Source organism: Streptomyces longisporus (assembly GCF_039532765.1).
GTDB lineage: Bacteria > Actinomycetota > Actinomycetes > Streptomycetales > Streptomycetaceae > Streptomyces > Streptomyces longisporus.
In genome coordinates, this window is record NZ_BAAASG010000003.1 from 50,296 (window position 1) to 65,902 (window position 15,607).

General features: G+C 71.8%; 12 protein-coding genes. 8 read left to right on the forward strand and 4 right to left on the reverse strand.

Features of this window, described 5'->3' with window-relative positions; all coding sequences use genetic code 11:
• Positions 1 to 31 precede the first annotated feature (31 nt).
• The 6 genes from scy to ABD355_RS06355 all read left to right on the forward strand — a co-directional run bounded on the left by scy (position 32) and on the right by ABD355_RS06355 (position 9,215).
• Entirely contained in the window at positions 32 to 3,910 is a 3,879-nt protein-coding gene (gene scy / locus ABD355_RS06330) for a polarized growth protein Scy (RefSeq protein WP_344399092.1), read from the forward strand.
• A 183-nt stretch (positions 3,911 to 4,093) separates the two neighbouring features.
• Entirely contained in the window at positions 4,094 to 5,029 is a 936-nt protein-coding gene (locus ABD355_RS06335; protein WP_030950047.1) for a coiled-coil domain-containing protein, read from the forward strand.
• Between the two features lie 155 nt (positions 5,030 to 5,184).
• On the forward strand, positions 5,185 to 6,210 hold the full coding sequence (locus tag ABD355_RS06340) for an ABC transporter ATP-binding protein (protein ID WP_344399093.1): 1,026 nt from the start codon (positions 5,185 to 5,187) through the stop codon (positions 6,208 to 6,210).
• A gap of 2 nt (positions 6,211 to 6,212) precedes the next feature.
• The gene (locus tag ABD355_RS06345) at positions 6,213 to 6,983 is read left to right on the forward strand and encodes an ABC transporter permease (protein ID WP_344399094.1); all 771 of its coding nucleotides are present in this window, start codon (positions 6,213 to 6,215) and stop codon (positions 6,981 to 6,983) included.
• 145 nt (positions 6,984 to 7,128) lie between these two features.
• A complete protein-coding gene (locus ABD355_RS06350; RefSeq protein ID WP_344399095.1) occupies positions 7,129 to 8,343 on the forward strand; it encodes an ABC transporter ATP-binding protein in 1,215 nt (404 codons plus the stop codon).
• A complete protein-coding gene (locus ABD355_RS06355; RefSeq protein WP_344399096.1) occupies positions 8,340 to 9,215 on the forward strand; it encodes an ABC transporter permease in 876 nt (291 codons plus the stop codon). Before ABD355_RS06350 ends, ABD355_RS06355 begins: the two co-directional genes overlap by 4 nt.
• Positions 9,216 to 9,222: 7 nt before the next feature.
• Here ABD355_RS06355 and ABD355_RS06360 read toward each other — a convergent pair whose 3' ends face one another.
• On the reverse strand, positions 9,223 to 9,564 hold the full coding sequence (locus tag ABD355_RS06360) for an ATP/GTP-binding protein (RefSeq protein ID WP_115905851.1): 342 nt from the start codon (positions 9,562 to 9,564) through the stop codon (positions 9,223 to 9,225).
• A 220-nt stretch (positions 9,565 to 9,784) separates the two neighbouring features.
• On the opposite strand from ABD355_RS06360, the gene ABD355_RS06365 reads away from it, so the two are divergent.
• Positions 9,785 to 10,813, forward strand: a complete 1,029-nt coding sequence (locus tag ABD355_RS06365; RefSeq protein WP_344399097.1) for an LLM class flavin-dependent oxidoreductase — start codon at positions 9,785 to 9,787, stop codon at positions 10,811 to 10,813.
• Between the two features lie 77 nt (positions 10,814 to 10,890).
• Here the strand turns inward: ABD355_RS06365 and ABD355_RS06370 are convergent, their stop codons facing one another.
• Positions 10,891 to 11,283 (reverse strand): SCO5389 family protein, encoded by a 393-nt coding sequence (locus tag ABD355_RS06370; protein WP_030928593.1) that lies wholly within the window; start codon positions 11,281 to 11,283, stop codon positions 10,891 to 10,893.
• A gap of 311 nt (positions 11,284 to 11,594) precedes the next feature.
• Here ABD355_RS06370 and nucS point away from each other — a divergent pair, with 311 nt between their 5' ends.
• Positions 11,595 to 12,266: an endonuclease NucS gene (gene nucS, locus ABD355_RS06375; protein WP_344399098.1), complete on the forward strand. Its 672-nt coding sequence runs from the start codon at positions 11,595 to 11,597 to the stop codon at positions 12,264 to 12,266.
• Positions 12,267 to 12,504: 238 nt separating this feature from the next.
• On the opposite strand, the gene ABD355_RS06380 is transcribed toward nucS, so the two are convergent.
• Both ABD355_RS06380 and ABD355_RS06385 read right to left on the reverse strand, forming a co-directional pair.
• Entirely contained in the window at positions 12,505 to 15,018 is a 2,514-nt protein-coding gene (locus ABD355_RS06380; RefSeq protein WP_344399099.1) for an ATP-binding protein, read from the reverse strand.
• A gap of 206 nt (positions 15,019 to 15,224) precedes the next feature.
• Positions 15,225 to 15,548, reverse strand: a complete 324-nt coding sequence (locus tag ABD355_RS06385) for an STAS domain-containing protein (protein ID WP_016438220.1) — start codon at positions 15,546 to 15,548, stop codon at positions 15,225 to 15,227.
• Positions 15,549 to 15,607: the final 59 nt, after the last annotated feature.

The window sequence follows — 15,607 nt, forward strand, 5'->3', positions numbered from 1 at the left end:
CTTGCGACCAGGGGACGGATGGGACCGCGCAGTGCGGGGCTACGAACGCCAGGAGCGAGAGCCGGCGGCTGACGTCGACCACCTCTCTCGGTTCGAGGCCGAGATGGAGCGGCTGAAGACCGAGCGGGAAAAGGCGATCCAGCACGCCGAGGACCTCGGCTACCAGGTCGAGGTGCTGCGCGCCAAGCTGCACGAGGCGCGCCGCACCATCATGTCCCGGCCCTCCTTCGACGGCGGTGACATCGGCTACCAGGCCGAGCAGCTGCTGCGGAACGCGCAGATCCAGGCCGACCAGCTGCGTCAGGACGCCGAGCGCGAGCTCAGCCAGGCCCGTGCCCAGACGCAGCGCATCCTCCAGGAGCACGCGGAGCAGGCCGCCCGGCTGCAGGCCGAGCTGCACCAGGAGGCGGTCACCCGCCGCCAGCAGCTGGACCAGGAGCTTGCCGAGCGCCGGCAGACCGTCGAGTCGCACGTCAACGAGAACGTGGCCTGGGCCGAGCAGCTGCGCGCCCGCACCGAGTCCCAGGCGCGCCGGCTGCTCGACGAGTCCCGCGCCGAGGCCGAGCAGGCCCTGGCCGCCGCCCGCGCGGAGGCCGAGCGGGTCGCGAGCGAGGCCAGGCAGCGTCTGCAGAGCGAGGCCGAGGAGGCCCGCGCGGAGGCCGACCAGCTGCTGCGCCGGGCCCGTGCGGACGCCGAGCGGCTGCTGAACGCCGCGTCCACGCAGGCCCAGGAGGCCGCCGACCACGCCGAGCAGCTGCGCAACTCCTCCGCCACCGAGTCGGACTCCGCCCGCCGCCAGGCGCAGGAGCTGAGCAGGGCCGCCGAGCAGCGCATGGCGCAGGCCGAGGAGGCACTGCGCAAGGCGCAGGCCGAGGCCGACAAGCTGGTCACCGAGGCCACGGCGGCGGCCGAGAAGGCCCTCGCCAGCGCCGAGTCGACCAACGAGCAGCGCACGCGTACGGCGAAGGAGCAGGTCGCCCGGCTGGTCGAGGAGGCCACCAAGGAGGCCGAGGCCACCAAGTCGGACGCCGAGCAGGTGGTCGCGGACGCCCGTTCCGAGGCCGAGCGGATCGTCGCCGAGGCCTCCGAGAAGGCCCGCACGATCACGGCCGAGGAGAGCGCGACCCAGCTGTCCAAGGCGGCCAAGACCGCCGAGGACGTCCTCAACCGGGCGCAGGAGGACGCGCGGAACACCACCAAGGCCGCCGCCGAGGAGGCCGAGCGGATCCGCTCCGAGGCCGAGGCCGAGGCGGACCGGCTGCGCGCCGAGGCGCACGACCTGGCCGAGCAGCTCAAGGGCGCGGCCAAGGACGACACCAAGGAGTACCGCGCCAAGACGGTCGAGCTGCAGGAGGAGGCCCGCCGGCTGCGCGGCGAGGCCGAGCAGCTGCGTGCCGACGCGGTCGCCGAGGGCGAGAAGATCCGCGCGGAGGCCCGCAAGGAGGCCGTCCAGCAGATCGAGGAGGCGGCCAAGACCGCCGAGGAGCTGCTCGCGAAGTCCCGGCAGGACGCGGACGAGCTGCGTCAGAAGGCCACCGCGGACAGCGAGAAGGTCCGTACGGAGGCCATCGAGCGGGCGACCACACTGCGTCGGCAGGCCGAGGAGACCCTCCAGCGCACCCGTCAGGAGGCGGAGCGGCACCGCGAGGAGGTCGTCGAGCAGTCCGAGGGCATCAAGGCCGAGGCGGAGCGGGTCGCCCGGGAGCTGCAGGAGGAGACCGAGCGGGCCATGGAGGCCCGCCGCGCCGAGGCGGCCGAGGAGCTGACCCGGCTGCACACGGAGGCCGAGGAGCGCCTCGCCGCCGCCGAGCAGGCCCTGACCGAGGCCCGCGAGGAGGCCTCCCGGATCCGCCGCGAGGCCGCCGAGGAGAGCGAGCGGCTGCGCGCCGAGGCCGCCGAGCGGATCCGCACCCTGCAGGCGCAGGCCGAGGCGGAGGCGGACCGGCTGCGCAACGAGGCCGCGTCGGACGCGTCCGCGTCCCGGGCCGAGGGCGAGGCCATCGCCGTACGCCTGCGGTCCGAGGCGGCCGCGGAGGCGGAGCGGCTGAAGTCGGAGGCGCAGGAGAGCGCCGACCGGGTGCGGGCGGAGGCGCTGGCCACCGCCGAGCGGCTCGGCACCGAGGCCTCCGAGACGCTGGCCGCCGCGCAGGAGGAGGCCAACCGGCGCCGTCGCGAGGCCGAGGAGACCCTCGGTGCGGCGCGCACCGAGGCCGACCAGGAGCGCGAGCGGGCGCGCGAGCAGAGCGAGGAGCTGCTCGCCTCGGCGCGCAAGCGCGTGGAGGAGGCGCAGGCCGAGGCCGTGCGGCTGGTCGAGGAGGCCGACCGGCGCGCGACCGAGATGGTGTCGGGCGCCGAGCAACACGCCCAGCAGGTGCGGGACTCGGTGGCCGGGCTGCACGAGCAGGCCCAGGAGGAGATCACCGGGCTGCGCAGCGCCGCCGAGCACGCGGCGGACCGTACCCGGCGCGAGGCGCAGGAGGAGGCGGACCGGGTCCGCTCCGACGCCTACGCCGAGCGGGAGCGGGCCAGCGAGGACGCGAGCCGTATCCGGCGCGAGGCGAACGAGGAGACCGACGCCGCCAAGTCGCTCGCCGAGCGCACGGTCGCGGAGGCGATCGCGGAGTCGGAGCGACTGCGTTCGGACGCGGCCGAGTACGCGCAGCGGGTGCGTACGGAGGCCTCGGACGCGATCGCCGAGGCCGACCAGGCGGCGGCGCGCACCCGGGCGGACGCCCGAGAGGACGCCAACCGCATCCGCTCGGACGCGGCGGCGCAGGCGGACGCCCTCATCACCGAGGCGCGCGCCGAGGCCGAGCGGCTCACCACGGAGACGGTCCGGGACACCGACCAACTGCGCACCGAGACGGTCGCGGAGGCCGAGCGGGTGCGCGTCGAGGCGGTCGCCAAGGCGGAGAAGCTCATCACGGACGCCACCGGGGACGCGGAGCGGCTGCGTGCCGAGGCCGCCGACACGGTCGGGGCGGCGCAGCAGCACGCCGAGCGGATCCGCAGCGAGTCGGAGCGGGTCAAGGCGGAGGCGGCGGCGGAGGCCGAGCGGCTGGTCAACGCCGCGCGCGAGGAGGCGGAGCGGACCCTCGACGAGGCCCGCAAGGACGCCAACAAGCGGCGCCAAGACGTGGCCGAGCAGGTCGACACCCTCATCACGGAGACCACCGCCGAGGCCGACAAGCTGCTCTCCGAGGCGCAGCAGCAGGCCCACAAGACCACCGCCGACGCCGAGGCGCAGGCCGACACCATGGTGGGTGCGGCCCGCAAGGAGGCCGAGCGCCTGGTCTCGGAGGCGACGGTCGAGGGCAACGCGCGGGTGGAGAAGGCCCGTGCCGACGCGGACGAACTGCTCGTCGGCGCCCGCCGGGACGCCACCTCCATCCGCGAGCGCGCTGAGGAACTGCGCGAGCGCATCACCGCTGAGATCGAGGCGCTGCACGAGCGGGCCCGCCGGGAGTCCGCGGAGACGATGAAGTCGGCGGGCGACCGCTGCGACGCGCTCATCAAGGCCGCCGAGGAGCAGTTGGCCAAGGCGCAGGCGAAGGCCAAGGAGCTGGTCTCGGAGGCCAACTCCGAGGCGGGCAAGGTCCGTATCGCCGCCGTGAAGAAGGCCGAGGGGCTCCTGAAGGAGGCCGAGCAGAAGAAGGCGGCGCTCGTGAAGGAGGCCGAGGAGCTCAAGGCCGAGGCGATCCGCGAGGCCAAGCGCACGGTCGAGGAAGGAAAGCGCGAGCTGGAGATCCTGGTGCGCCGGCGCGAGGACATCAACGCCGAGATCTCCCGTGTCCAGGACGTCCTGGAGGCGTTGGAGTCTTTCGAGGCCCCGACTGCGGGCAAGGACGGTGGCGTCAAGGCGGGTGCCACGGTCGGCGCCCCCCGTTCGGGTAAGCCGTCGGACAGCTGATCGACAGGGTCATATGCGGCGCCATCTGGGGCCTTTGACCAATTTTTTGGCAAGTGGTCCGAGGGTCAGCCACCCAAAAGGGGTCTCATTCTCCAGATCAAACACGTATCCGCTCGATGACACACCGCTTCGGCCCCTAGGATTCCCCCTATCACCTCACCGGTCTCATTTGACAGGAACCCCATGAGCGACACTTCCCCCTACGGCTTCGAGCTTGTGCGGCGTGGGTACGACCGCGCTCAGGTGGACGAACGAATCTCCAAGCTCGTCTCCGACCGTGACAGCGCTCTCGCCCGCATCACCGCTCTGGAAAAGCGCATCGAGGAGCTCCACCTCGAGACGCAGAACGCCCAGGCCCAAGTAACCGACGCAGAGCCGTCGTACGCCGGTCTCGGCGCGCGTGTCGAGAAGATCCTCCGCCTCGCCGAGGAAGAGGCCAAGGATCTGCGCGAGGAGGCCCGTCGCGCGGCCGAGCAGCACCGCGAACTTGCGGAGTCGGCGGCCCAGCAGGTCCGCAACGACGCAGAATCGTTCGCTGCGGAGCGCAAGGCCAAGGCTGAGGACGAGGGCGTCCGGATCGTCGAGAAGGCCAAGAGTGACGCCTCGCAGCTGCGTTCCGAGGCGCAGAAGGACGCGCAGTCGAAGCGCGAGGAGGCCGACGCCCTCTTCGAGGAGACCCGCGCCAAGGCCGCCCAGGCCGCCGCCGACTTCGAGACGAACCTCGCCAAGCGCCGCGAGCAGTCCGAGCGCGACCTGGCGTCCCGTCAGGCCAAGGCCGAGAAGCGCCTCGCGGAGATCGAGCACCGTGCGGAGCAGCTCCGCCTGGAGGCCGAGAAGCTGCGCACGGACGCCGAGCGCCGCGCCCGCCAGACGGTGGAGACGGCCCAGCGCCAGGCCGAGGACATCGTGGCCGACGCGAACGCCAAGGCCGACCGGATCCGTTCGGAATCCGAGCGCGAGCTGGCCGCCCTCACCAACCGCCGCGACAGCATCAACGCCCAGCTGACGAACGTCCGCGAGATGCTCGCGACGCTCACCGGTGCGGCAGTGGCTGCCGCCGGTTCGCCGGCCGAGGACGAGCCGATCTCCCGTGGGGTTCCGGCGCAGCAGACCCGCTAGTCAGTAAGCACGTTCGAAGGCCCGTACCGTCTCCCCCGGAGGTACGGGCCTTCGTCGTCGGGTGCGGTGGCGGCACGGGCGCCGCCCTCGTCCGCACGACGAGCCCCGAGCCCGTTCAAGTGGCAGCCCCCGCACCCCCGTCTTAGCGTGACGTCATGATCGAGCTCGAGGGCCTGACCAAGCGGTACGGCGAGAAACTGGCGGTCAACAACCTCACCTTCACCGTCAGACCCGGCATGGTGACCGGGTTCCTCGGGCCGAACGGCGCCGGCAAGTCGACGACGATGCGGATGATGCTGGGGCTCGACCGGCCCACCGCGGGGGACGTCCGGATCGACGGCAGGCACTACGACCACCTCAAGGACCCGCTGCGCTACATCGGCGCCCTGCTGGACGCCAAGGCCATGCACGGCGGCCGCAGCGCCTTCAACCATCTGCTGTGTCTCGCGCAGAGCAACGGCATCCCGAGCCGACGGGTGGCCGAGGTCCTCGACACGGTGGGCCTCACGGCGGTCGCGAGAAAGAAGGCCAAGGGGTTCTCGCTGGGCATGGGGCAGCGGCTCGGGATCGCGGGCGCGCTGCTCGGCGACCCGCGGATCCTGATGTTCGACGAGCCGGTCAACGGCCTCGACCCCGAGGGCATCCACTGGATCCGCAATCTGATGAAGTCCCTGGCGGCCCAGGGACGTACGGTCTTCGTCTCCTCCCATCTGATGAGCGAGATGGCGCTGACCGCCGACCATCTCGTCGTCATCGGACAGGGCCGGCTGCTCGCCGACACCTCCATGGCCGACTTCATCGAGCGGAACTCCCGCTCGTACATCCGGATCCGCTCCCCGCAGCGCGAACGGCTGCTCGACGTGCTGCACGAGGAGGGCGTCACCGTCATCGAGTCCGGCAGCGGGGCGCTCGAGGTGGACGGCGGCAAGGCCGAACAGATCGGCGAACTGGCCGCCCAACACCAGATCGTGCTGCACGAACTGAGCCCCCAGCAGGCCTCCCTGGAAGAGGCGTTCATGCAGCTGACCGCGGGGGCGGTGGAGTACCACGCGCACGCCGACACTCCCCTCGATGCCCCCTATGAGACGCCCTATGGGACGCCCTTTGAGAACCGCTACGAGACGCCCTTCGAGACGCCCCCGCAGCGGCAGCACTGGGGCGAGGACTGGAAGAGGAGATGAGCATGGCGGCGATGCAGGTCGTACGGTCCGAGTGGACCAAGATCCGGTCGGTGGCGTCCACGGTGTGGACACTCTCCCTCGCCGTGGTCGTCACCATCGCCCTCGGCATGCTGATCTCGGCGCTCACCGGCCACGAGTTCGACAGGATGAGCCGGCAGGACCGGCTGGCCTTCGACCCGACCTACATCAGTTTCGCGGGCATGAGCCTCGGTCAGCTCGCGATGATCGTGTTCGGGGTGCTCGTCGTCTCCAACGAGTACAGCACCGGCATGATCCGCACCTCGCTGGCCGCCGTACCGCAGCGCGGCACCTTCCTGTTCAGCAAGATCGCCGTGGCGACCGGCCTCGCGCTCGTCGTCGCCCTGGCGACCAGCTTCGTCGCCTTCTTCCTCGGGCAGGCGATGCTCGGCGCGCACCGCGCCTCGATCGGCGACCCGCACGTGCTGCGCGCCGTGATCGGCGGCGGCATCTACATGACCCTCATCGCGGTGTTCTCGATGGGCGTCGCCGCCATGCTCCGCTCGCCGATGCTGTCGCTGGGCATCCTGATGCCGTTCTTCTTCCTGATCTCCAACATCCTGGGCAATGTCGACGCGACGAAGAAGATCGGCCGGTTCCTGCCGGACCAGGCCGGCAGCAAGATCATGCAGGTGGTCCCGCGGATCGACGAGGACACCTCGTACGGGCCCTGGGGCGGTCTCGGGATCATGGTGCTGTGGGTGCTCGCGGCCCTCGCGGGCGGCTATGTGCTGCTGAAGAGACGGGACGCGTAGCACTCCGCCGGGGCATCGCTCCGCGGGGAAGCGGAGTCACATTGCTTTACTTTCATTTGAGCGGAACCGTCAGCTCCTCGATATCCTCCTAACCCTTACGGGGGCGTGTGCCCCGCTGTCCTGAACCTTTCGATGGGTGCGGAGCATGATCGAGGCTGTAGGCCTGACCAAGCGCTACGGCGACAAGACCGCCGTGTACAACCTTTCCTTCCAGGTACGGCCGGGTGCCGTCACCGGCTTCCTGGGCCCGAACGGCTCCGGCAAGTCGACGACGATGCGCATGATCCTCGGCCTGGACAACCCCACCGCGGGGCAGGTGACGATCGGCGGCTACCCGTACCCAAAGCTGCCCAACGCCCCCCGCCAGGTGGGCGCCCTGCTCGACGCCAAGGCCGTGCACGGCGGCCGGTCGGCCCGCAACCATCTGCTCTGCCTGGCCCAGCTGTCCGGGATCCCGGCCCGCCGGGTCGACGAGGTGCTGGGCGTGGTCGGCCTCCAGGAGGTGGCCAGGAAGCGCTCCAAGGGCTTCTCCCTCGGCATGGGGCAGCGGCTCGGCATCGCCGCCGCGCTCCTCGGCGACCCCCAGGTGCTGCTGTTCGACGAGCCGGTCAACGGCCTCGACCCCGAGGGCATCCTCTGGGTGCGCAACCTCATGAAGGCGCTCGCCGCGGAGGGCCGTACGGTCTTTGTCTCCTCCCATCTGATGAGCGAGATGGCGCTGACCGCCGACCACCTCATCGTGATCGGACGGGGCCAGCTGCTGGCCGACATGAGCGTCAAGGACTTCATCTCGGCGAACTCGGCCGACTTCGCGCGCGTGCGTACGCCGGACACCGAGCCGCAGCTGCGCGAGAAGCTGACGTCCGCGCTCACCGAGGCGGGCGGCCACGTGCTGCCCGAGCAGGACGGCGCCCTGAGGATCACGGGGCTGGCGCTCCCCCGCATCAGTGACATCGCGCACGACGCCGACGTACGCCTGTGGGAGCTGTCGCCGCACCAGGCCTCCCTGGAGGAGGCGTACATGCGGATGACGCAGGGGGCCGTGGACTACCGCTCGACCATCGACCAGAAGGCGGGGCTGCAGCAGCCGCTGCCGCCCGGTGTGCAGCCGCCGCTGCCGGTGCCGGGGCAGGGCCAGCCCGACTGGTACGCCCCGCCGTCGCCCCAGGAGGGCGGGCAGCCGTTCGCGATGCCACAGGGACAGCCGGGCCCGTACGGCGCTCCCGGCACTCCCGGCGCAGGGCAGCCCAACCCGTACGCCCAGCCGGCGCCTGGGGCGCCCCAGGCGCCGGCCACGCCGCCCCAGCGCCCCGCCTCCGCCGCCCCCGCCGACCTGACCAAGCCCGAGGACGCCCGATGAGCACCCCGCAGCCCCCGATGCCGCAGGCCGCCGCACCCGACTGGCAGGCGGCGGCGCCCGGTTCGCCGTATCCCGGCTACACCTCGCCGATCCCCGTGGTGCGCACCCATCTCGGGCACGCGATCTCCTCGGAGTGGACGAAGATCAGATCGGTGCGCTCCACGATGTGGACGCTCGGCGTGTTCCTGCTGCTCGTCGTCGGCATCGGGCTGCTGGTCGCCGCGGTGGTCGCCGGCCAGGCGTCGGAGCGGAGCCTGGAGGACCAGAACCCGTTGTCCTTCGGTGTGTTCGGGCTGCTCCTCGGCAGCATGTGCATCATCACGCTCGGCGTGCTGACCACGGCCTCGGAGTACGGCACCGGCATGATCCGCACCACGATGACCGCGTGCCCGTCACGCGCGCGCGTGCTGGCGGCGAAGGCGATCGTGTTCTTCGCGGTGGCGTTCACGGTCACGTTCACCTCGGTGCTCCTCGTCGCCGTCGTGGACGTCGCCATGCTGAAGGGTGCCAAGGTCCCGTCCGGCGGCGAGTGGCTGAAGGGCACCTTCGGCATCTCGCTCTACATCGCGCTGCTCGGGCTGCTCTCGCTCCTCGTCGGCTCGATCATCCGGCACTCGGCGGGCGCCATCACCATCATGATCGCCCTGGTGCTGGCACCGCTGGTGATCGCGCTGTTCATGTTCTCGCAGGCCCTGGAGAAGGTGCGCCAGGCCCTGTTCGACTACTCGATCCCGAACCAGCTCAGTGCCTTCTACACCAACCGCCTCAGCGACACCGGCCCGACCGGCTGGGACCCGGTGTGGATCGCCCTGGGCGTGACGGCCGTCGCGTTCGCCGGCGCGGTCGCGCTGCTGCAGAAGCGCGACGTGTAACGGGGATTCAGAACTTCGGCGCGTTACGGGACCGCTGCACCCGGGTGGTGCGGCGGTCCTTCGCGTTCCAGCACGCCTTGTGCCAGTGGCGGCGCTCGTCGACGCCCGAGTGCTCGGGCCAGGCCACCACGTGCGGGACGCCGGAGGGGATCATCTGGTCGCAGCCGGGGCAGCGGTACGTCTTGCCCTGCGCGCTCGCGCCCGCCACGTGCCGCACGCTCCACTCCTCCCCCTGCCAGCTCTCGGTGGACTGCCAGCCGCCGTAACGGCCCGGCCGGTCGTCCTCGCCGCTCCGGCCGGACGAGCCCGACGGGTCGGCACCCTTGGGTCGGTTGCGACGCGGAGACACGGGACACCTCACGGGGCTATACAGGAAGCACGGGCCGTGTCCAGCCTACGGGGCGTGGACGGGGGTACGCGTAGAGCACCGGCCGGCCCCCGCCCCCGCCGCGACCCCCCATTCTGCAGACAATCCGCAAATCTCTTCGCCAGGCCGTGTCCTCGGCACGTGTCAGACGGTTATGCGGGTGGGGGAGCTCCGCGTCGGAGCCAAGGAAGCAGGAAAAGCAATGCGCGTTGGAAGTTTCGTGTTGGCGGCCCAGTTCCCGGGGCAGGGCCAGGGGGAGGCGCTGCACCGCGCGGTCCGCTCGGCCGAGGTCGCCGAGGAAGCGGGTCTCGACTCGGTCTGGCTGGCCGAGCACCACTTCGTGCCGTACGGGACCTGTCCGTCGGCGATCACGCTGGCGGCCTTACTCCTCGGCCGGACCCGCAGGCTCCGGGTCGGCACGGCGGTCACCGTACTGCCCACCGCCCACCCGGTGGCGGTCGGCGAGCAGGCCGCGCTGCTGCACCTCACCTCCGGCGGGCGTTTCTCGCTGGGCGTGGGGCGCGGCGGACCGTGGGTCGACCTGGAGGTGTTCGGCTCCGGCATCAAGGCGTACGAGGAGGGCTTCCCCGAATCACTCGATCTGCTGCTGCGCTGGCTGCGCGAGCCGTCGGTCGGGGCCGAGGGCGAGCGCTTCGGTTTCCGTGAAGTGCCCGTCGTCCCCAGGCCGTCGGAGTCCCTGTCGGAGGTCGAGGGCCCCGAGGTCGTCGTCGCGTGCACCTCGCCGTCGAGTGTGCGGCAGGCCGCCGAACGCGGACTGCCGATGCTGCTGGGCATGCATGTGGGTGACGAGGAGAAGGCCGAGATGGTCGCCCTGTGGCGGCAGCTCGCGCGCGCCGCGGGACACTCCGCGGAGACGGTCCTGGGCGCGCCCCATGTCTCGGCCGGCGTCTGCCAGATCGCGGACCGGCGTACGGACGCCGTGGAGGCGCTGACGAAGGCGATGCCGGGCTGGCTGAAGCAGGGGCTGGAGGCCCATGTCACGGTGGACGGCCGCACCCGGCAGATGCGCGACCCGCTGGCGTACACCGAACTGCTCTGCGGACTGCACCCGGTGGGCACCCCGCGCCTGTGCGCCGACCGGCTCGCGGCGACCAGCGAGCGGACCGGCATCTCCCGCTTCGCCCTGCTCGTGGAGGGCTCGGGAGACCTGGCGGCCACCGAGGAGAACGTACGGCGGCTGGGTGCCGAGGTGCTCCCGCACCTCGGTTGAACGGGCCTGCAGGAGCTTGCCGCCCCAGTACTGAATGCACCTCCCGCGTACGGAGCGGCAAGCAAGCGGCATGCTCCTCAGCAGTCCCGGAACTCCGGGGACTGGTTGAGTACCTGACTGCGGACCGAGGTGAAGCGGGCCAGCGTCTCGTCGACCGAGGCGTCCAACGGGAACACCGCCACCCGGTGGCAGTTCTGGAAGGCCAGCCGGACACCGAAATGCCTCTGCAGCGCGCCGCGTATCGCGTCACTCGCGAGCGCACGCAGCAGCTGTCCGCGTGCCTGCTCGTCCGGCGGGGGCGTCTGGTTGTCGGCGAAGTTGCCGCCGTCCACCTTCAGCTGAGCCACCAGGGAGCTGATCATCTCCCATGCGTAAGGCAGGGAGGTCCGGACGCAGTCGACGAATTCTGCTTCGTCGACCTCGCCTCGCTCGGCCTTCTCGAGTAGGGCCGGTGAGACGTCGAGCGACATGGGTTCTCCTCTCGCACCCCCGTGGTCGACAGGGGTTGCCGGACAGATAAGGGAGTTCGCGATACCGAACACGCTGAGTACTCGTCTCGCGACCTCCCGTTTACTACGGTAAGCAACGGGCGGTGACGGCACCAGGAAAATGCGTACATGGAGAGCCCTCTTTAGGCACACAATCAGCCATGAATGAACACGGGTTGTCTCGGGTCTTCCAGGACAACAAGGGCGGCCCGCAGGGCCTCGTTTGAGGGTGGTGGTGGGAGACGGGAGGGCGAATCGCGTGGACCCACGCCCTTCGAGTAGCGTTGCCGACCATGCGTCTCGTCATTGCCCGATGCTCCGTGGACTACGCGGGCCGGCTCACCGCCCATCTCCCTTCGGCGCCCCGCCTGATCCTGGTGAAGGCCGACGGCAGCGTCTCCATCCACGCGGACGACCGCGCCTACAAGCCCCTGAACTGGATGTCCCCGCCCTGCACCCTGAAGGAGGGCGCGGGCGACGACGAGGGCGTCTGGACCGTCATCAACAAGGCGGGCGAGAAGCTCATCATCACGATGGAGGAGATCCTCCACGACTCCTCGCACGAACTGGGCGTGGATCCCGGCCTGATCAAGGACGGCGTGGAAGCACACCTTCAGGAGCTGCTCGCCGACCGCATCGAGACGCTCGGTGACGGCTACACGCTCATCCGCCGCGAGTACATGACGGCCATCGGCCCGGTCGACATCCTGTGCCGGGACGCCGACGGTCAGACCGTCGCGGTCGAGATCAAGCGGCGCGGCGAGATCGACGGCGTGGAGCAGCTCACCCGCTACCTCGAACTGCTGAACCGCGACCCCCATCTCGCCCCGGTCCGCGGCATCTTCGCGGCCCAGGAGATCAAGCCCCAGGCCCGGGTCCTCGCCACGGACCGCGGAATCGGCTGCGCGGTGCTGGACTATGACGCGCTGCGTGGCATCGAGGACGACAAGCTCCGGTTGTTCTGAGCGGCTCGGGCGCGCCCTGACGGGGCGCGGGGCGGTATCTGACATGCGGCTCCGCCGCGGGAGCGCGACCCGCCGCTACGACGCCGCAGACGACCGACAGCAGATCGCCGCCGCGCGGCGGGCCGCGGACCGTCGGCGGCCATCGCGGCGCTCCCGGCGGAGCGCTCAGTGTCCATTGCTACGACGAAGAGGGCCGGGTCCGTCGAGACGGATCCGGCCCTCTTGTGCGTACCAGACCTCACATGACCGGGCTGGAGCTGCTGCTCTGCGGTGTGCTCGCGGAACTGGTCGTCGAGGCCGGGGCGCTGGAGGTGGCGGGGGCGCTGGACGCCGGGCCGCTGGCTGAGGTGGACGTGGTCGGGGACGACGGCGGCTGCGATGTCGGCGGCGGGGACGTGGATGGCGGCGGTGTGGACGCCGGAGGCGTCGTCGGCGGCTTGCTCGTGGGAGGCGTCGTGGGCGGCTTGCTCGTCGGCGTCGACGGTGGCTTGGTGGGCGAGCTCGACGAACCCCCCGACCCCTTCGTACCGCTCGGGTTGTCCGACGGCTGCCCCGTGCCCGATGACGGCGTCGGGGCGCCCGAGGTGCGGGGTGTGCCGCTGGCGCCCGGTTTGGTCGGGCGGCTGGTCGCGGTGCCGGTGTCGCTCTTCGGTTTGTCCGCACCGAGGCTGCCGTCGTCGGTGCCCTGGCTTGCGGACGGGTTGACGCCGACCTTGTCGGACGGGTGGTTGGCGTCGTTGTTTGACGTGGCGCCGAGCGTCACGACCGTACCGAGCACGGCGGCGAGCAGTGCGCCCGCGCCGGCCGCGACGAGGTTGCGCCGGGCGAGGCCGCGGATGCCGCCGCGGTGGTTCTTGGGCGGCGGGCCGGACACGGCCCGGTTGACGACGATGGTGGAGGTGTCGCCGGACGAGGGCGGCGGGCTCGCCGGGAAGGCGGCCGGCACTCCGCCGGGCGGCGACTGGGACTCTTCGTAGCGTGCGTCCGGGACCTCCTCGCCCGCCGTCGAGCCGAGGCCCGGCGTGGTGCCGGAGCGGTCGGAGACCAGAGCGAGGGCGCGGCGGCCCGCGACCGTGCCGCGCTTGTCGGCGAGCGCGCCGCGCAGCCCGATGGAGGACTCCAGCTCGGCGCGGGCCCGGTCGAACTGGCCGCCGCAGAGCGCGAGGATGCCCAACTCGTGGTGGAAGTAGGCCTGTTCGGACACCTCACCGGCCAGGCGGGCGGCCTCGGAACCGGACCGCAGCGCCCGCTCCCAGGCGCTCCAGTGCAGGCCGGCGGCGAACGCGGGCGCCGCCGTGCGGGCCAGCTGGACGGTGACGCTCTCCTCGCCCTCGGCGGGCGCGGTCGTGCCCGGCACCAGGACGCCGAGCGCGGCGAGCAGGGCGTCGGCCTCGGCGCACACCCGCTCCGGGGTGACCGAGGGGTGCCCCGCCCACCAGGCGTAGTGCTGGGCGGCGGTCAGGGCCTGCGCCTCGATGTCGTCGCCGTATCCGGCAGCCTCCAGCTGGGCGAGGACCCCGGCGGCGAGCCGGTAGCGGGAGCCGACCGCGGAGACCAGTCCGCAGGAGGCCAGTTCGCCGAGGGCGGCGTCCGCATGGGTGTCGCCGACCAGCGCCGGCAGATGCGCCTGATGCGGCACCTCGCCGCCGAGCGCGACGGCGAACCGCAGCGTGGCGCGCGCCGACGCGCTGAGCCGCGAGGCCAGCAGCGGCGCGGGCGCGGCGGCCTCGCCGAGCGACGGCAGGGGTACGGCGTCGCCGTCCTCGGCGTCGAGCGAGGCGTCGAACGGGGCGTCCGCGGGGATCGCGTCCTCGAACACGCCGAACGCCTCGACGGCGCTGGTCCCCGCGCGCTGCTGATCGCGCTGGCGCAGCAGGGCGCCGGCCTGGACGAAGCGCAGTGGCAGGCCCTCGGACTCGAACCAGAGGTCGCCGGCCCAGTTGGCCTCCTCCTCCGTCAGCACCCGGCCGACGGCGCGCTCGATGAGCTCGACGCCGCCCGCGCGGTCCAGACCGCCGAGGAAGACCTCTTCGAGGGTGGAGGCGGCGGACGGCGCGGGCACCTCGGGCGTCGCGCCGATCACGAAGGCGCACTCGGGCGTCGCGTCGAGCAGCTCGTCGAGACCCGCGCCGCCGAACTCGACGTCGTCGAGGACGACGACCGCGCCGATCTCCCGGACCAGTTCGAGCAGTTCGTCCCGTTCCGGGCGGTGCAGGGGCGCGTTGTAGACGGCGTAGAAGAGGTCGTACAGGAGATCGCTCGGCGTGCGGTGGAAGCCGCTGAGGCGGACCACGCCGTCGGGGGCGAGGTCCGCGCAGTCCTCGGCGACCAGGTCGAGGAGGGCGGTGCGGCCGGAGCCCGCGGGGCCGGTGAGGCGCACGGAACGACCGCGGGCCAGCAGCCGGACCAGGCGCTCGCGATCCTCCTGGCGCTCCAGGAGGTGCAGCGAGGGCCGGCCCGGTCCCGGCGGGACGGGCGGCTTGGCCGCGCGGTTCACCTCGGCACGCTCGGCGGCCGTGAACTTCTCGGGCCGCCCCGGGCGCTCGCCCGGCGGGCAGGCCTCTATCTCGCTGCCGTCGACGGGATTGACGGTGAGCAGGTAGTCGCCCGTGACAAGCTGTACCGTGCGCGCGAGCGCGGGCGAGTGCTGGCCGAAGTCGGGTGTGAGGGGGTCCCTGGGCGGGCGCTGGCGCGGCGCGCTGCCGTCGCCGTCATGGCCGTAGTCCTCGGGTCCCCGCGTGTTCGGGTCCATAGGTTCAAGCCCCCCAAAAGCGTCGTGTGTGCCTCGAGCCCCTCCCGGCCTTGCTGCACACCGCGCTGTCGCTTCTGGTCCGGACCCGCTTGCAGGGATGTCAGGCAGCGGGCGACCGAACCCTAAACCTTCGCTCAGTATCTACGACAGTCCGGAGTACCGCGCCGTGCGAGACGTCACAGTCTCATGCGGATCACTCTGAAGGGTCACACGCGGGGCAGTGACTCCACCCCGATGCCGCCCTCGATCGCCAGGATCCGGTGCAGCCGGGTGGCCACCAGCAGGCGCTGCATCTGCGGCGGAACGTCGCGCAGCACCAGGCGTCGGCCGCAGCGGCCGGCCCGCCGGTGGACACCCATGATCACCCCGAGTCCGGTGGCGTCCCAGGAGTCCAGTTCGGACAGGTCGAGCACCAGGTCGCCGGCTCCGTCGTCGACGGCCGAGTGCAGGACCGTACGGGCGTCCGCCGCGCTGCGGACGTCGAGGCGGCCCCCGACGACCAGCTCGGCGTGGTCGCCCCTGATGTACATATGCGCTCCCCGAGAGTGCGGTGGCGTACTCCGTGACGGTGGCTGTGCAACGTCTGACT